Origin of the sequence: Massilia oculi, from assembly GCF_003143515.1 — a bacterium.
GTDB lineage: Bacteria > Pseudomonadota > Gammaproteobacteria > Burkholderiales > Burkholderiaceae_D > Telluria > Telluria oculi.
Genome location: NZ_CP029343.1, coordinates 68981 through 87170, shown reverse-complemented (window position 1 = coordinate 87170; position 18190 = coordinate 68981). Strand labels below are relative to the sequence as shown.

Here is an 18190-nt window from a genome sequence, read left to right as displayed (position 1 = left end):
GGATTTCCATGTTCGAACGCATCATTCGTTTCGCCATCGACAGCCGATGGCTGATCATGGGTCTAGTCCTGGCCATGGCGGCAATTGGCGTCTACAACTATCAGCGTCTGCCGATCGACGCTGTGCCAGATATTACTAACGTGCAGGTTCAGATCAACACCTCGGCACCAGGCTATTCGCCGCTCGAGGTCGAGCAGCGCATTACCTATCCGGTCGAGACCGTGATGGCGGGCCTGCCTGGACTGCAGCAGACTCGCTCATTATCGCGTTACGGGCTGTCGCAGGTCACAGTCGTTTTCCAGGATGGTACTGACATCTACTTCGCGCGCCAGCTGGTCAACCAGCGACTGCAGGAAGCCCGTGAAGGGCTGCCGGAGGGCGCAACGCCCATGATGGGGCCAATTTCCACTGGCTTGGGCGAGATCTACCTCTGGACGGTCGAAACAGAAGCAGGCGCAAAGAAGCCTGACGGGACAGCCTATACGCCAACTGACTTGCGCGAAGTGCAGGACTGGATCATCAAGCCGCAGTTGCGTCAGGTCCCGGGCGTGACCGAAATCAATTCGATCGGTGGCTTCGCTAAGGAATACCACATCACGCCGGATCCGAACCGGCTCAGTTCCTATGGTCTGACCCTGGCCGACGTCGTCACTGCGGTTGAGCGCAATAACGATAACACCGGGGCAGGCTACATCGAGCGCTCGGGCGAACAGCTTCTCATCCGCGCGCCGGGGCAGGTGCGAACCATCGAAGACATCCAAAACACCATCCTGAAAAATACCGATGGCGTCGCGGTTCGGATTCGTGATGTCGCGGACGTCGCCGTCGGCCGCGAACTGCGCACGGGCGCCGCGACCGACAACGGTGCCGAAGTTGTGCTCGGTACCGTATTCATGCTCATCGGCGAAAACAGCCGGCAGGTCTCGCAGCTCGTTGCAGAGAAGATGGTCGAGATCAACAAGACTTTGCCTGCTGGCGTCAAGGCCGTCCCCGTGTATGACCGTACGGTGCTGGTCGACAAGGCGATTTCCACGGTACGTAAGAATTTGCTCGAAGGTGCGATCCTGGTGATCGTGATCTTGTTCCTATTCCTGGGCAATATCCGCGCAGCGATTATTACCGCGATGGTCATTCCACTGTCGATGCTATTCACCTTCACCGGCATGGTGACCTACAAGGTCAGTGCCAACTTGATGAGCTTGGGTGCTCTCGACTTCGGCATCATCATCGATGGCGCGGTCGTGATCGTGGAGAACTGCGTGCGGCGCCTGGCGCACGCGCAAGAACAGACCAAACGTGACCTAACCTTGGAAGAGCGCTTCCGTGAAGTGTTTGCGGCCGCAAAGGAAGCGCGCCGGCCACTGCTGTTCGGGCAGTTGATCATTATGGTTGTGTACCTGCCGATTTTCGCTTTGAGCGGGGTCGAGGGCAAAATGTTCCACCCGATGGCGTTCGCTGTCGTCATAGCTTTGCTTGGCGCGATGATTCTGTCGATCACGTTCGTGCCCGCGGCCGTTGCCCTGTTCATCGGCAAGCGCGTGGCCGAAAAGGAGAACCGCTTAATGACAATGGCGCGTAATGCCTATGCGCCTGCATTGCGCGCTGTCCTGCGTAACGGACCGATCGTGCTGACGGCATCGATTGTCACCGTGGTCCTGTCTGGACTGCTGGCGACACGACTCGGGAGCGAATTTATTCCCAACTTGAATGAGGGCGACATTGCGATCCAGGCGCTACGCATTCCCGCGACCAGCCTCACCCAATCAGTCGATATGCAGAAGAAGCTGGAGGTCGGCCTCAAAGCGAAGTTCCCCGAGATCGAACGGATATTTGCCCGCACCGGTACCGCCGAGATTGCATCCGATCCGATGCCGCAAAACATCTCGGACGGCTACATCATGCTCAAGCCGGAGGCCGACTGGCCGAAACCGAAACGCAGCCACGCCGAACTTGTGGAAGCCATCCAAGAGGAGGCGGAAAAATACACCGGCAATGCCTATGAGTTCTCGCAGCCTATTCAACTGCGTTTCAACGAGCTAATCTCCGGCGTGCGTAGCGACGTCGCAGTCAAGCTGTATGGCGACGACATGGAAGTGCTGGCATCGACCGGTGCTCAGATCGCCGCGGTGCTACAACGCGTGCCGGGCGCAGCTGAAGTTAAGGTAGAGCAGACTACCGGTTTGCCGATGCTGACAGTCAATATTGACCGGGACAAGGCAGCGCGCTACGGGCTGAACATCACTGATGTGCAGGCCACGATCTCTGCGGCCACAGGTGGACGCGAGGCCGGCACCATGTTCGAAGGCGATCGCCGCTTCGCCATCGTGGTACGGCTACCAGAGGTGCAACGCGCAGACTTGGATGCACTTCGTCGCCTGCCGATCGCAGTGCCACCACCCTCAGGCACAAGCGCTGGAGGCAATGAAGACGTTCCCGCCTTCATTCCCTTAGGTGAACTGGCAACGCTCGATCTAGCACCGGGTCCGAACCAGATCAGCCGCGAAGACGGCAAACGCCGTATCGTGGTCAGTGCCAATGTACGCGGCCGCGATATCGGCAGCTTCGTGCCGGAAGCGGAGGAGGCTCTGGCCAAGGGCGTGAAGATCCCTGCAGGCTATTGGACCACTTGGGGCGGGACATTCGAACAGCTTCAGTCGGCTACCCAGCGCTTGCAGATCGTTGTGCCGCTGGCGTTGTTCCTGGTGTTCATGTTGCTATTTATGATGTTCCGAAACGTCAAAGACGGGCTGTTGGTGTTCACCGGCATCCCGTTTGCCTTGACCGGCGGGATCGCGGCCTTGGCTTTACGAGGCATTCCGCTGTCGATTACCGCTGCGGTCGGCTTCATCGCCTTGTCTGGGGTGGCCGTGCTGAACGGGCTGGTAATGATTTCGTTCATCCGCTCGCTGCGAGAAGACGGCATGTCGCTCGACGAAGCGATCACCCATGGAGCGCTAACGCGTCTGCGGCCGGTCCTTATGACGGCGCTAGTTGCGTCCTTGGGATTTGTGCCAATGGCGATTGCCACTGGCACCGGCGCCGAGGTACAACGCCCGCTGGCGACGGTGGTTATCGGCGGCATCCTGTCGTCCACGGCGCTAACGTTGTTGGTACTGCCTCTTCTATATCGACTGGCGCATCGTAAGGATCCAGATGGCCCCTGCGTGAGACGCGCGTGGTCACCCCCGTCTAAAACCCGCGTGAAGCTGTGTATCCGGCGGTGTGAACAGCACACCGCCTCTTGAGGGGCGAGTCAGCGGTATGTGCCGGCACTCATGTTTGGCTCGCCCATGCACTTCGTGCGGCCCATCAGGGAGAGGTCGATTATGCGTTTGACACCAAGTGGGATTGAAGTGGTTTTGCCGCATCTTGTGCTGGGAACGAATGTCCTGTCACTGGCGTGGACCGCTTACGGCGCCATATTTTGGGAGAGCTTTTCGCTCGCTGCGAGTGCCCTGTACCAAATTGCCGTCATCATGCTTTATAGCAATAAATGCGAGCGCGCAGTTGGCAAAGAAGAGGAGGCAGGTCGGGACGAAAATATGCGATTCGCCGTTGTCGTCGTTCTGCTAATTCCAAGTCCGTTTATCGCAGGAGGGGCCATACATGCTCTTAACCATGCCTCTAACCTCTTGCCAAGCGATTTGATGCCGCTTGCAATGTGCGCGTTCACGGCCGGCGCATTGCGTGCGCTATACAGTTGTTTATTGTGCGAACAGCACGGTGCGATGTTCGTGATCAAGGCAGCGGTCGCTTTGTTACCCTTTATCGCCCCACTGGTGGCGGTAGGTTTGATTGCAGCAGGGTTCGACAACGTAGATGCCGTAACTGGCATTGCACTGGTGCTGATCCTGCTCTTGGCCGTGCTTGCGCCGCAAGTGGTTCACATCAGGCGGCTTTTCTACTGAGGTAAGGATTGGCCTGTACGCAAATAATTGCGCGCCGCTGCGCGATGCGATGCAAAGACCGGCGGTCGGTCCAGTGCCAACTTAAAAATGTAAGATATTGAGGAGATATCATGGGTTCAGGGCATTCACATTCGCACGCCATTTCACCTACACAGAACGCTCGTCCTCTGTGGATAGCACTAGGGCTGACATCGTCGTTTCTGGTCGCTGAGCTCATTGCCGGGATCATGACGAATAGCCTCGCCTTGATTTCCGATGCGGCGCATATGTTCACAGATGCCGCCGCACTCGCGATATCGCTGGCCGCAATTCACATCGGGCGACGTCAGGCCGACGCAAAGCGTAGCTTTGGGTACTATCGTTTCGAGATCCTGGCAGCAGCCCTCAACGCGATTCTGTTGTTCATGGTGGCCATTTACATTCTTGTTGAGGCCTGGAAGCGGCTGCAGGATCCGCCCGAGATAGCCTCTGGCGCCATGCTCATCGTGGCGGTGCTCGGCCTGGTGATCAACTTGATCAGTATGCGGCTCCTTTCTGCCGGTAAGGATGCTAGCCTGAACGTGAAAGGCGCTTATCTGGAAGTATGGAGCGACATGCTCGGATCGATTGGCGTGATCGTCGGTGCGCTTGTGATTCGCTGGACCGGCGCCACCTGGGTCGATTCGTTGATCGCTGTGGCCATCGGACTGTGGGTGTTGCCGCGCACTTGGATTCTGCTCAAAGCAAGTTTGAACGTCTTGCTCGAAGGTGTACCTGAAGGCATCGATTTAGCTGATGTGAAAACCAAGATTCTTGCAGTGCCAGGCGTTGCAAGCGTCCACGACCTGCACGTGTGGGCCATCACAAGCGGCAAGGTGAGCTTGAGCGTGCACATCGTTTGCGATCCGGGGCATGTGGATCTCGAAGCGTTACTGATCTCGGTCCGTCATGAAATCGCAGATGAATTTCACATCTACCATTCGACAGTGCAAGTCGAGCGCACGCCTTGCGAGCAGGCCACCGAGGTCCATGGCTTCGAGCCATCGGCAAGTCACTGATTTTATAGAGAAGAGCATATGATTGAACATATCAAGAATGGGCTGACCGAAGCGCGGCACGCTCTGGACTTGTTCGTGAACGACGCAACCAAGCTGCAAACCGTGGCTGACGCCGCACAGGTACTGGTGACATCGTTCGGCAAGGGAGGAAGGGCTTTTTCTTGCGGGAATGGCGGTTCAATGTGCGACGCCATGCATTTCGCGGAAGAACTGACAGGACGCTTCCGTCGTGATCGGCCCGGGATCGCCGCAACCGCAATTAGCGACCCAACTCATATCACCTGCGTTGCAAACGACTATGGATACGATCAGGTGTTCGCCCGTTACATCGAGTCCCATGGTCGTCCGGGCGATGTACTGCTCGCGATCAGTACGAGCGGGAAAAGCCCTTCGATTCTGGTCGCGGCCCAGATGGCGCAAAAGCTTGGTATGGTCGTGATCGCTTTGACAGGGACTGCTGGCTCGCCATTGGAGGACTTCTCAGACGTCTGCATCAGCTGCCCGGGCGGTAATTTTGCTGACCGTACTCAAGAGCTACACATCAAGATCATCCATATAATGATCGAGTTGGTCGAGCGCGAACTGTACCCGGCCAATTACTAGCGTAGGCATGGGCGAGTTCCAGGGCCAACGCGAGTGTACAGCGCGTCCCGCTGCCGAGGCGAACGGACGCCTTGAGCATGAGGGGGTCATTGTCCTGGTTAAGAACGTCGGCTAATGCTGCCAAAGCTAAGAATCGCTGTGTCTTTTCTGCCGACGCTACCAATTCGCTCGATGCTTGTCTTCAGTATCGTTGTGCCGCGTGTCGTCCGGTGCGTGCAGATAACCACTAGTGGTGCTGATCGAAGCGTGACCCAGATTGTCTCTGACATGCCGCAAGTCTACGGAGTTGTTCGCCATGTGTGACCCCGCGGTATGCCGCAACCAGTGCGCCGATGCCTGACTGACTCGATGAGCAACATGCACGAATTGTGGTCCCTTGAGCTCGATTCGCTCGGCCGTCATCGCGAAAACAGCCTTGATGATATCGTGGATCCCGCCGCGACTCATCGCCTTAGGCTTCCCGCCGATGGGCAGTAGCAGCGGCGTCGACTCTCCAGGTACAGGCAGCGCAGGGAAGCTTAGTTCACGCCTATATCGGCCGAGTTCGTTCATCAATTCATTGGTCGCCGGCACTAGGCGTACCTTACTTCCTTTGCCGAGGATCTCGAGCCACCACCGTTCGCTGCCATCGCGGTCGCGCCTGCAGAAGAAACTGCCCATATTGTTCTCGGCAATCTCCGAGATGCGTAGACCGCACACATAGAGCAATGTGAACAACCACCGCAGTCGCAGATATCGCTCACGCTCCCTCGGCGTTTCGCGCGGCATGGCGTCAATCGTGGCCTTTACTTCTAGCCAGAGTTCATCGTCAAAATAGCGTTCAATACGAGGCGCCCGTGCGCGACCTCTTTGGCGGGAAAGCGAGAGCGGATTGCCTGCCAGGTAGCCTGCACTGACAAGCCAGGCGAACATCGACGTCAATATGATACCCGCCTGCCTTTGACTTGACGCTGACAATGCCCCTGCGAACGGGCGCCAACGCGGATCATTGCGAGGATGTCTGCGACTCTGTTCACTCACCCATCGGTCTCGGGGCAAGGGGTTGCCCAAGAATGCCTGATAGGCCAACCAATCTTCGTGCGTCAGGGAAGACAGCGGCTTGGCACGCTGAAGCACACACCAGAGAAGCAGCCGCTCAGCCTCTTTTCGATAGGCGTCGAACGTGGCCTTTTTATGGACAAAGTTCGCGAGCCAAGCCAGCACCGCCGCGACATCGGTGTTCGCGCTGATCTGCCTCGGCACATGCCACTCGCGATTAGACCCAACGGACCCATCCAGGTCGCGTGATACCGTCATCACCTCCATAGGCGGAACGGAAATTTCTTCGAGGACGGCGGCTATCTGTTCAGACATTGAAACGTACTGTTTTACGGGAATTTAACTCGGTTGAGATTTCCCGGTGCCGCTCTGAATGCGCACCTCTTGGCGAATCTCGACTGGTTGCAGCGTCTGGTAGCGCTGCCGAATATTATTGTAGACGCCAGGCGTGTCTTCAGCGGCGACTGTTACAACCATCGCATATGGCAAAGCGGGGAGGGCGGCGTTGTCGACGCTTTGTCCGTCCTCACGCGCGCCGTACGTGATGTCGAAAAGCGGATCGTCTAGCGTGTCGACGTTGAACCGATGTTCATGTTTGAGCGTCGTCTCCCACTTTTGCTCGTCAGTGCGCGCTTCGAGCTCGGTCGTGTACATCTTCGATGACGAGAAAAATGGCATCGTTTTCTTCGACGTCTTCTTCGGACGCAACAGCACCGTCAGCCCGGCACGCGTGTAATTCACAGCGTGTTCAGGATCGGTATGACTGGCAAAGCACAGCGTCGCGCGAAGAGTGACTTTCCCATTCAATGGCAGGGAGGGGAACGGGTGAGCGCGCGCAGATTCTGTCCGGCCTGCAGGGTGCCCTGATAGATTACTCGCACTTCGTTGTCCTCGCACGTCAAGACTTCATCGACACTTTGAGGAAACCGGCCGTGTCCGATGTGGCTCATCAGCATGTGCTTTGGCCGGCTAGCGTGGTGCGACATCAAGGCGCGAACCGCTAAAACGCTCAACGGAGAATTGAGGGAGACCTTCACGCCGATCGCTGTTCTAAGGGTCGCTGGAGAGCTAAAACTGGTGCCTGTCGTGTGAGCGTAGTGACCACTGAGAGCGTTGTAGACGACGAAGGGTTCCTCTTCCGAACCACCGAAGGCTACGCCATCGGGTTTGATCATGCCAGGGCTGCGGCCGGGACCGTGTGAGCTATAGGGCGCGCGCTCCCAGGACAAACCTGTGCCGTCGCAGGCGCCCACCGCCAGGGCATTGACCATATCGGAAGGAGGCTGCACCCGGCTCTCCGGCCATTCCTTTTCGCCATCATTACCGACCGCGATAGCTGCCAGCGTGTTGCCAGAGGCGAGATGACTGTCGATTAGCGCCGTCCATGGATGGACCTCGTCATCATCCATCGGCATATATGGCCCGATGCTGAAGTTCACAAAGTCGTATTGCTCAGTTTTGAGGACATGGTCGATATTCTTGAGCACATCGTAGAGGTCGACATCGGGCACATTATCGGAAAGCTGCAACGACGGGCTGATGCAGCGGTAGTGATGCACGTCTGCATAAGGGCGCGGGAACTGCTCGCTATCTTCGTCAAGTGGTCCGAACAGCAGAGCGCTGGTCACACCGTTGCCATGATTGAGATAGGCCGCCGAGGTCGTCTCTGCACCTGGCAAGATTGTCTCTTGTACCCACCGGCCCAGGTCGGTGTGACCGATGCCGCCGTCGAACACTGCAACCTTCAGCTTGGTGTCGATCGCCGGCTGCTCAGTTAAAGCAGGCGCGACGACGCTCGAGCTACGCATGTCCCTGCCGCCGATACGTAATGACGGCATCACCCGCACCGCCCGCACAAATTGGAACGCTGCCAGATCCTGCGCTTTAGCGGCCGCCAGGCGCACTGGAATGAATGTCAGGGCAGATACGCTCAGCGCACGTGATACTTCAGCTGTTCCACCTAGCGAGGCGACGTAGGATGCGAACGCTTTGATGATGTCGGCATCTTCGACAGCGGCATGCAGGACAACCTCAAGAGAGGCCAGCGCTTGATCCGAATTCCTGGCGAAGTTCTTGTCCGCAGCGCTGAACTCCTCCAGGAGTTCGAATCGACAGAGTGCCTTCTGCTGCGTTTCGGAAATCTCTTCCGAAAAAAGCATTCTCTTCAACTTACTGAATGCTACCTCGGTACCTGCGACATACAAAGCTGCGGTGAAGGTCGCTTCACCTGCACGTTGGCGGCTGCTTGCGACGTCGCGCGGCACTACGCGAGCTGAGCGACTTCCCACGCAACGCAAGCCGCTTGCCTTGAGCAGGTTATTGGGATGATGTGTTTTAGCGAGGAAGGCAGGATGTAACGTAAACCTGGCAACGGACTCGCCGCGAGGCTTGAGCGCCGGCGGCTGTGCATGATGGGTGTGCAATAACAGATCAAGTTGCTTGCCCAAGAATTCTCGCTGCTGCGCGATGTTATACGGGTACTTTTTAAGTCCCGATCCGCGCTTGAGCGTGAAAGGCTGCGTGAGCGTCTCGCCGTATCCCAAAATGATGTTCGTTGCCGCCATTCCTGATTACTCCCCGAGGTAACGTTTGATGACACTGCTCACTGTAGGATGGGTTTTCCCCAGCCGAGATGCGATTTCCCGTCGCGATAGGCCTTCCAGATGCAACAGAAGCATCTCGCCTTCATGCGGTTTAACCATGTCGCCTTTTCTCATCCTGAGCTGCAAGGCATTCTTGACCAGAATCGGTACGAGCGCCGATTGCTCGAGGAGGGCGGTTTTACGAGACGAATGGATGAGGTGGCCGATCGAGCTGAACGATTCCCCGTGCAGCAGGGCAGCCAGATTCCGGCGGATGTTCTCGCCCATCGGCAGATCCTGCAAATACTCCACAATCAACTCCGGTGAAGGGGGCTCGAACTGGACGACGTGATCGAACCGGCGCCACACTGCAGGGTCGAGGAGTTCACCGTGATTCGTTGCCGCAATTAACAGCGAGTTCGCTGGCCAGTCGTCGAGGGCCTGCAAGAGCACGTTGACCAAGCGCTTGAGTTCGCCGACATCGCTGTCGTCATCGCGCCGCTTTGCGATCGCGTCGAACTCATCGAGTAGCAAGACGCATGGTCGAGAGATTGCATGATCGAACACAGCGCGTACATTGTTGCCAGTTTTCCCAAGATAGCTGCTCATGACCGTCGCCAGATTCAACGTCAGCAGAGGCAACTTGAGTTCTTGTGCCAACCAGTGCGCAGCAAGCGTCTTGCCGACGCCAGGCTTGCCGCAAAATAGCAACATCCTTGCCGGCGCCAAGCCTTCCTGCATTAGCAGTTCGAGGCTGCGCCATTCTTTCATCACGCCTGACAGCACGCCGTCAACCGTGTTGCTAAAGACAGGCCGTTTTGGCAAAACCACTGGGAAGATGGTTTCTACAAGCTCCATTCGCGAATCGGCATCTACTGGCGTCGGGACGAAGTCCCCGGCGCCGCGCATGACATTGTCAACAGAGAGGAACTGCGCAAGCTCTTGGGCTAGCGCCAAGTCGGTTTGTTTAAGCTTTGAAGCAAACCGGCCAACTGCGAGCGCGAACGCGCTACGCGAACCGGTCATTCCCGATTGAACCACCTTCACCAACTCTTTTCTCGGGAAACTTTCCACGACAATCCTTATCAATCAACTAGTTACGACACTTGGAAAATCTCTATGTGTCGATTTTATACGAATCTTTCCACCAAAGCCATAATTTTTACCGTACCTGGGACGGGACGGTGTGGCGGGCGAACTAGTGCGGGAGCCGTGATGGAATCAGCCGACATAATGATAATAATGTCTGATGCGTGTCAGCACGTGAGCAGGTAAAGAAGGCCATCGAAGGCTGCTAGAACAAATGATGAATCGCCACCGCTTGGACGGTGGCGCAATGAAATCAGAATGTGGCAGGCACATGCACGGGCAGGTACACATCGGGCATATCGCGCGTTACCCCGACGCGTACCGATACGCTGAGGTTGCGATTGTCGCGCAGTCCATACACCAACGGCTGCCGATCGGACGTTTGTGCTTGCGAGCCATTTTCTCGATGAGTAGGAGGAAGGGAATCGCCCACCGATTGATGATTGAATGGTCAACCCATACGCCGCGCTCTTCCATCACTTCTCCAATGTGCAGGTAGCTCAGCGGGTAAGCCGCATATTAACGGATGCGCACCAGGATGACGCCGATCAGGAAACGCATTCCTTCGAAGTGGAGCCTGGTCATCGTTCACAGGCTTGGGCGTAAAAGTCTACCCGATCCCAGTGGCGGTTCCGTTAATTCGACAGAACCGTATATAACCCCGAGTTCCTGCTCACACGAACTCTCTCTCCTTAACGATCTGCGTAGTAAACTTTCCGAACGATGATGTAATCGCGTTCTTCGACCAGGTTGTGGCGCAGCTGCACGAGGTCCCACGAATCGTCTTGATTGACAACGCCAGCATCCACAAGGGCGACCATATAAACAAGAAGCGGAGCCAGTGGGCCAAGGATGGCTTGTATCTGTATTATCTGCCGCCCTATAGCCCTGAACTCAATTGAATCGAGATTTTGTGGAAGCGCGCCAACCATTACTGGCGCCGCTTCGTTGCCAAGAACGGCACAGATCTGCTTGATGAGGTTCAGTCCTTGATGAGCGGCTTCGGGAGCAAACTCACGATGAATTTTGGGTGACTACTTAGCGTTAACTACCAGACAGGCGCCCTTAGCGTTCGTAGTGCTTCGGAAACAGTTTGTGGACGCTACAGCAACGTGGGTAGTGCATGCCACGGAAGAGGTCAGTGGCTTCAAGAATCGGCGGCACTTCTCGGAACAGCACGATGCCATGGCAAGCAAAACTATTGAAGCCAATATCCGTTTCGCTTCACATTGAACTGGTAGAGGTCGATCTCTTGCCGGGTAATAGCTGAGTCCGATGTGACGGACAGTGTCGAGTCGTAGCCGATCGCCCCCGCCGCGGGCTAGGGACGCCGTCTTTTGGAACCTCTACGCCGAAGAAATTGAGCGAGAAGCCCTGATTGTCTCTGCGGCACGCTATCGTAAAGCGCCCGAGGTAGCTGCCTGAGAGGTAGCTTTTCGCAAAGGTGCTGCCGCTGATGTCGCGCGTTTCGCCGTCGACCGCCAAAGTCATCTTGCCGCGCTGCTCGGTGAGCTTGAGTTCACGGTCTTGGCACTTACCCTCAAGTATCGAACGCTCGATCTGCGGGACGTGGTAACTGTCGTCCGAGCTTACGATAACGGTAGTAGTCAAGGCGGCGGCAAACAACAAGGCTGTAAGCATGAACGGAGTCCCAGGGTTGTGCGTGATCGATTATTGCATCACCGAGAGGCGTCGACAATCACAGATGTTTCATTCGGAACCAGTATACCGGTTGCGTTGACCAAATAGCAAATCCGTGCTTTCCAGGACGCCAGCGGACGACGGGATCTTGCAGTGATTCAGCCCGGTACGCGTCCCATGCACAGGGCCGCGCACCGGCACTACCTACAGTTTCATATCCTTAGTTGTGATCTCCCGATGAGGCACCAACATTGCGCGCTTCATGCAGGGAGCGTTCGTGTAACAGACGCCACGCTGCCGGGATGACGAACAAGGACAGCAGCGGTGCAGTGACCATTCCGCCGATCATCGGCGCCGCAATGCGCTGCATGACTTCTGAGCCGGCCGCGCTTCCGAACATGATGGGAAGCAGCCCGGCCACGATGACTGCAACCGTCATCGCCTTGGGACGTACCCGCAGGAGCGCACCTTCCGTGATCGCTTCCATCACCAGTTCGCTGGTCAAAGCACGCCCGGCATCGAGCCGGCTCTGGAGCGCATTGCGCAGATAGACCTGCATGACGACACCAAACTCTGCCGCGAGCCCTGCGAGCGCGATAAACCCGACCGCAGTTGCAACGGACACGGCGTGGCCAAGCAGCCAGACCAGCCAGAACCCGCCGACGAGTGCGAACGGCACGGTCGCCATCAGAAGGAGCGCTTCCGCCGTGGAGCGGAAGGCCAGGTATAGCAATAGGAAGATGACCAGCAAGGTAAGCGGGACGACGGTCTTCAAGCGCTCGGAAGCGCGCTCGAGATATTCGAACTGTCCCGACCAGCCGACGGAATAACCCGGCGGCAGCGTGACCTTTTCCCGGACGCGCTCCTGCATTGCGCGAACGGCAGTCAAAAGGTCGACACCGCGGACATCGACATACACCCAACCGGACAGGCGCGCGTTTTCGCTGCGGATCATCGGAGGCCCGTCCATCACGACAATCGTCGTCACGTCGCCTAGGCGGATCTGCGCGCCCCGCGCGGTGACGACCGGCAGTTCGCGCAAGGCCTGAACCGAATCGCGGTAGTCCTGCGGATAGCGCACGTTGATCGGGAAGCGCTGCCGCCCGTCGACGACTTCGCCCACGTTGTCGCCACCGATCGCCGTCGATACGACCGTCTGGATGTCGGCCACGCTCATGCCATAGCGCGCGGCGCGCAGCCGGTCGATGGTCACGTCGATATAGCGGCCGCCGCTGAGCCGTTCGGCAAGCGCGGAGCTGACGCCGGGGACCGTCTTGACGGCGGCTTCGATGGCCGTCGTCACCTTATCGATCTGGCCCAGGTCCGGCCCGGAAACCTTGATGCCTACCGGCGTCTTGATACCGGTGGAGAGCATGTCGATGCGGTTGCGGATCGGCGGCACCCACACGTTCGATAGCCCAGGCACCTTCACGATGCGGTCAAGCTCCTCCACCAGCTTTTCGGTGGTCATACCCGGCCGCCACTGGTCCTTCGGCTTGAACTGGATCGTCGTTTCGAACATTTCCATCGGCGCCGGGTCGGTCGCGGTCTCCGCGCGACCCGCCTTGCCGAAAACGGTCGCCACCTCGGGCACTGTCTTGATCAAGCGGTCGGTCTGCTGCAACAATTCGCTTGCCTTTGCGGCGGACAGGCCTGGCAGGGCCGAGGGCATGTAGAGGAGGTCGCCCTCGTTCAGGGGCGGCAGGAACTCGCCGCCCAGCCGCGAGATAGGGATGGCCGTCAGCAGAAGCGCGATCATGGCGATACCCAGCGTGGTTTTCGGGTGCCGGAGACTGGCGTCGAGCAGCGGGCGGTAACCCTTGATGAGCAGGCGATTGATCGGGTTGGCGGACTCCTTCGGGATCCGGCCCCGGATGAGATAGCCCATCAGTACAGGAACCAGGGTAATGGCCAGTCCGGCGGCCGCCGCAAGCGTGTACGTCTTGGTGTAGGCAAGTGGCGAGAACAGCTTGCCCTCCTGGGCTTCGAGCGCGAACACGGGGATGAAGGAGAGGGTCACGATCAGGAGCGAAAAGAACAGTGCCGGCCCGACTTCGACCGATGCCTGGGCAATGATTTCCCAGCGGGTCCTGGCGTCGGGCGCGCTGGCCGCGTTGGTTTCCGCATAGCTCTCGAGGTGCTTGTGGACGTTCTCGACCAGGACGAGCGCGGCATCGGTAGCGGCGCCTACGGCGATCGCGATGCCCCCAAGTGACATGATGTTCGCATTGACACCCTGGTAGCGCATGACGATGAATGCCGCCAGCACGCACAAGGGCAGGGTGAGCACGGCCACGAGCGCGCTACGCACATGGAACAGGAAGACCGCGCACACGATCGCGACTACGATGAACTCTTCAACGAGCTTGCTCCCCAGGTTCGCCACCGATGCCGAGATCAGCGTCGACCGGTCATAGGTCGTGACGATCTCCACACCTTCCGGGAGCGAATGCTTGAGCGTTTCGAGCCTGGCCTTGACGGCGTCGATGGTGTCGAGTGCGTTCTTCCCGGACCGCATGATCACGACGCCGCCGGCGACCTCGCCCTGGCCATTGAGCTCGGCGATACCGCGCCGCATCTCGGGCCCCAGGCGCACCGAGGCGACGTCCCCCAGTAGGACCGGCGTGCCGGCTTCGTTCGCGTTCAAGACGATGTTGCGGAAGTCCTCCAGAGAACGTAGGTAGCCGTGCGAGCGGACCATGTACTCGGTTTCCGCGATTTCGACGACGGAGCCTCCGGATTCCTGGTTGGCCTGAGCGACCGCATCGAGCACCCAGGTGTGTGACATGCCGAACGCGCGCAAGCGGTCCGGGTCGAGGACGATCTGGTATTGCCGGACCATGCCGCCGATGCTGGCGACTTCCGCGACGTCGCGCACCGTCCTGAGCTCGAACTTCACGAACCAGTCGTTGAGGGCGCGCAGCTGGCTGAGGTCGTGCCGGCCGGTCCTGTCGACCAGCGCATACTCGAATACCCAGCCGACGCCGGTACCGTCGGGTCCCAGTTCGGCCCGCACGCCGGCGGGAAGGCGGTTCTGTACCTGGTTGACGTATTCCGTCACACGCGAGCGCGCCCAGTACAGGTCGGTCGCGTCATCGAACAGCACGTAGACGAACGAGTCGCCGAAGAAGGAGTACCCCCGCACCGAGGTCGCTCCGGGCACGGACAGCAGGGCAGTGGTCAATGGATACGTCACCTGGTCTTCGACCAGCTGCGGCGCTTTGCCGGGAAACTGGGCGCGAATGATGACCTGGGTGTCGGAAAGGTCGGGCAGGGCGTCGAGCGAGGTCGTGCGCAGCGAGTGGACGCCCCATGCCGCTAGCAGGGCGGCGGCAAGGAGAACCCAGACCCGGGCGGCGATCGACGCGCGGATGATGCGCGCGATCATTGCTTGCCGTCCTTCGCTACCACGACCCGCTTGAGCAGGTAGCCATCGGCACCCTCGACAAAGTCGAATTCGACGGTCTGGCCAGCCTGGATGTCCTTGAATGCATCAGGCGCAGGCTTCATGAAATCCATCGTCATGGGCGGCCATTGCAGTGTCGGGACGGGCCCGTGCGACAGCGTGATGGCATCTTCCGAGACCTGCTCCACCTTGCCGACCGCCGTATGTACCATTGCCGCTTTGCCTGGCTTGTCTGGCTGTGCAGCGGCGTTCGGCGACTTCTTCATGGCGTCCATACGGTTGGGTGCAGGCGTCTGGGCCCCGCCGCCATTGGTGGGTGCCGCCGGCATTTCACTTTCGAACTTGGGGAGGACCGATTTCAGGTTCGCTTCGGAATCGATCAGGAACTGCCCCGAGATGACGACTTTCTGGCCTTCGTCCACGCCGCTCAGGATCTCGGTGTCATTCCCGATCTCGCGGCCGGTTGTCACGACCACAGGACGCAGGCTGTCGCCCTGAGCGACCAGTACGATGGAACGTGTACCCGATGCGATCACGGCCTCGGTCGGAACCATCAGGCGCGGCTGTGCTGCAGCAGCGCTCAGCCGGACGCGCATCAGCATGCCAGGCATCAGTGATGCGTCGCGGTTGTCCAGTTCGATGCGGGCCTGGGCAGTCCGGGTAGCGGCGTTCACGCCTGGCAGGATTTCACGCACCTTGCCTTCATAGGTTTGCCGGGCATTGCCTTCCGCCGTCGCGCTCACCCGCATGCCGGCTCGAGCGGAGCCGATCAGGGCTTCCGGCACCTCGGCAAGCAGCCAGACGGTTTGCATGCCGACTACCTTGGCGATGGTCATGCCCGGTGTTACCTGGGCGCCTTCACGCACCCCGAGTTCGCTGACGACCCCGGAAACGGGGGAGGTGAGCAGCTGGTGCGTCTGCACACGCCCGGTACGCTCCAGCTCCGCGACAAGAGAGTCGGGGATCGAGAGTGCGCGCATGCGCTGGCGAGCGACGGAGGCAAGCGCTGTGTCGCCGCCCCGTCTGAGCGCAAGATACTCCTCCTGGGGGGCGATCCATTCCGGGACGAATACCGAAGCGACGGACTGACCGCGCTTGATCTGCTGGAGTGGCGTGCGAACGTGAAGCCTGTCGATGTAGCCGGCGGTACGACTCTGGATGACCTCCTCGCGGCTGGCATCGAACTGGGTCGTGCCGACCAGATCGAGCGACTCGGTGACTACCTCGCGCCGCACGGTCGCGAACCGGATACCGAGATTCTGCTGGAGGGTCGGCGAGATCCTGACCCCGGTCGTTTCACCGCCGTCGGCGTACACCGGGACCAGCTGCATGTCCATGAACGGGCTTTTCCCGGGCTTGTCGAAGCGTTTTCCGGGAACCATCGGATCGTGCCAATACAGGACGCGCCTGCCCGGATCCGATGGGGAGGCGGTGGCCGGCGCGCTCCTGTCGCCGTGTCCGCCGGAGCCGCCTGGAGACCTGTTCGCGCCCAGCCAGTAGCCCCCATACCCGATCAGGGCACCCGCAGCAGTAAGGATCAGAGTCTTCGTTGCAAGGGAGCGCTTCATTTGCCAGTCCTCCCGGCACTTGCCAAGTCCTGCGGAAGCAGGCGCAGTTCCAGTCCCGCCCACACCAGTGCGGCCTCCAGCTCGAGCGCATTAACCTGCAGCCTGCGCGCGAGAGCGGCACGCCGGGCTTTGAATACCGAGGTCAGCGTTCCCATCCCGCCGCGATAGTCGGCCAGCGCGGTCTCGACCTGCCGTGCCGCCGTCGGCAGCAGTTCCTTCTCGAGCCGGGCGATGCGGCGCTTCAGGCTCTCGAGCTGCCCCAACTGGGCCTCGATAGCCGACCGTGTCTCGAGCAAAGCCTCCTCGTACTCCAGCCTTGCCCGTGTGCCCAGTTCGGCTTTCTCCGCGATCTCGCGGTCCTGGCGCTGCGCCCGGTGGATGGTCAAGGGGATGCTGACGCCAAACGAAACCATGTTTGAAAACTGTCCGCCGCGCTGGGCGAAGCCGGCTTCGAATGACCAGTCGGGCCGGCTTTCTTGTACGGCCGCGCCCGCGTCGGCGTCGGCCAGGTCGACGGCGCGGCGTGCGCCGAGGATGGCCGGATGCATGCTTTCCAGGTTCGACATCGCCAAGCGGGTTGCCGCAGTGTCCAGATTCGGCCCCTCATCAGACACGGCCCTGGAGTCGGTGCGGGTCCAGCGGCGCAGCTGGAGGAGCGCGGTCTGCAGGTCCTGCTCGGCCGCATCGACGTCGTCGCCGCTGAGCACGAGCTCGGCTCTTGCCTGAAGGACGTCGCTGGCCGAGGCCTTGGCCCCGCGATGCGATGCCTGGAGGGCCGAAAGTTCGCTTTCCATTTCGTGCGCAATCGACCTGGACAGGCCGACCGCTCGCTGCTTGTACAGCACGGTCAGCCACGCTTTTCCGGTCTCGACACGGATATTCGCGACCTTGTCGAGATGCGCCGCCTCGGCGGCCTCGACCGTGCGGCGTGCCACCTGCGTCCGGGCCTCCCGCTTGCCGCGGGAAACCCATTGCTGTTCGATGCCGATCCGGCGCATTGTCATGAAATCGGCTTTGGGGCGGAAGCGGTCCGGGCCCGTTACGGGCAGGTTATCGATGCCCAGTTTCAGGGTAGGGTCGGGCAACTGGTCCGCGCGCGCGGCAGCATGCTCGCTTGAGGCGACCGAGGCCTGTGCCGCCTTTGCTGAGGACGAAACGGACGTTGCAAGTGCCAGGGCTTCGTTCAGGGAAAGCCCAACGGGGGCAGCAGATGCGCCCCTCGGAACAAGTAGGAACAAGGCCACGACCAGAGCGTGGCCAAGGCGTGCGGGCTTGGCCGGCACGCCATGACGTGACATGAGATAAGAATACATACATC

13 protein-coding genes and 1 pseudogene are annotated in these 18190 nt (G+C 59.4%); 5 read left to right on the top strand and 9 right to left on the bottom strand.

Annotated features, from left to right (window positions below):
* Positions 1–8 precede the first annotated feature (8 nt).
* The 4 genes from DIR46_RS00375 (at position 9) to DIR46_RS00360 (ending at position 5548) form a co-directional block, all read left to right on the top strand.
* Positions 9–3245, top strand: a complete 3237-nt coding sequence (locus tag DIR46_RS00375; protein WP_109343480.1) for a CusA/CzcA family heavy metal efflux RND transporter — start codon at positions 9–11, stop codon at positions 3243–3245.
* 81 nt (positions 3246–3326) lie between these two features.
* Positions 3327–3908: a hypothetical protein gene (locus DIR46_RS00370; protein ID WP_157225733.1), complete on the top strand. Its 582-nt coding sequence runs from the start codon at positions 3327–3329 to the stop codon at positions 3906–3908.
* 110 nt (positions 3909–4018) lie between these two features.
* Positions 4019–4945 (top strand): cation diffusion facilitator family transporter, encoded by a 927-nt coding sequence (locus DIR46_RS00365; protein ID WP_005670924.1) that lies wholly within the window; start codon positions 4019–4021, stop codon positions 4943–4945.
* 18 nt (positions 4946–4963) lie between these two features.
* The gene (locus tag DIR46_RS00360; protein ID WP_109343479.1) at positions 4964–5548 is read left to right on the top strand and encodes an SIS domain-containing protein; all 585 of its coding nucleotides are present in this window, start codon (positions 4964–4966) and stop codon (positions 5546–5548) included.
* 156 nt (positions 5549–5704) lie between these two features.
* Here DIR46_RS00360 and DIR46_RS00355 read toward each other — a convergent pair whose 3' ends face one another.
* From DIR46_RS00355 to DIR46_RS28015, 5 genes and pseudogenes are all read right to left on the bottom strand, one after another.
* Positions 5705–6901, bottom strand: a complete 1197-nt coding sequence (locus DIR46_RS00355; protein ID WP_109343478.1) for a tyrosine-type recombinase/integrase — start codon at positions 6899–6901, stop codon at positions 5705–5707.
* 24 nt (positions 6902–6925) lie between these two features.
* Positions 6926–7327 carry a hypothetical protein gene (locus tag DIR46_RS00350; protein WP_162819331.1) on the bottom strand — a complete coding sequence of 134 codons (402 nt, stop codon included), beginning with the start codon at positions 7325–7327 and terminating at the stop codon, positions 6926–6928.
* A 62-nt stretch (positions 7328–7389) separates the two neighbouring features.
* Positions 7390–9150, bottom strand: a complete 1761-nt coding sequence (locus DIR46_RS00345) for a S8 family peptidase (protein WP_109343476.1) — start codon at positions 9148–9150, stop codon at positions 7390–7392.
* A 6-nt stretch (positions 9151–9156) separates the two neighbouring features.
* Positions 9157–10242, bottom strand: coding sequence for an AAA family ATPase (locus DIR46_RS00340; RefSeq protein ID WP_005670918.1), 1086 nt, complete (start codon positions 10240–10242; stop codon positions 9157–9159).
* A 366-nt stretch (positions 10243–10608) separates the two neighbouring features.
* A pseudogene (locus tag DIR46_RS28015) lies at positions 10609–10842 on the bottom strand (IS6 family transposase); the annotation flags it as partial.
* A 167-nt stretch (positions 10843–11009) separates the two neighbouring features.
* Between DIR46_RS28015 and DIR46_RS27825 the strand changes: the two are divergent.
* Positions 11010–11159 (top strand): transposase, encoded by a 150-nt coding sequence (locus DIR46_RS27825; protein WP_370659805.1) that lies wholly within the window; start codon positions 11010–11012, stop codon positions 11157–11159.
* 322 nt (positions 11160–11481) lie between these two features.
* On the opposite strand, the gene DIR46_RS00325 is transcribed toward DIR46_RS27825, so the two are convergent.
* The 4 genes from DIR46_RS00325 to DIR46_RS00310 form a co-directional block, all read right to left on the bottom strand.
* Entirely contained in the window at positions 11482–11898 is a 417-nt protein-coding gene (locus DIR46_RS00325) for a hypothetical protein (protein WP_109343474.1), read from the bottom strand.
* Positions 11899–12118: 220 nt separating this feature from the next.
* A complete protein-coding gene (locus tag DIR46_RS00320; RefSeq protein ID WP_005670908.1) occupies positions 12119–15286 on the bottom strand; it encodes an efflux RND transporter permease subunit in 3168 nt (1055 codons plus the stop codon).
* Positions 15283–16872: an efflux RND transporter periplasmic adaptor subunit gene (locus DIR46_RS00315; RefSeq protein ID WP_109343473.1), complete on the bottom strand. Its 1590-nt coding sequence runs from the start codon at positions 16870–16872 to the stop codon at positions 15283–15285. Before DIR46_RS00315 ends, DIR46_RS00320 begins: the two co-directional genes overlap by 4 nt.
* Positions 16869–18185, bottom strand: coding sequence for a TolC family protein (locus DIR46_RS00310; RefSeq protein ID WP_005670905.1), 1317 nt, complete (start codon positions 18183–18185; stop codon positions 16869–16871). The genes DIR46_RS00315 and DIR46_RS00310 overlap by 4 nt, the downstream gene beginning before the upstream one ends.
* Between the last annotated feature and the right edge of the window lie 5 nt (positions 18186–18190).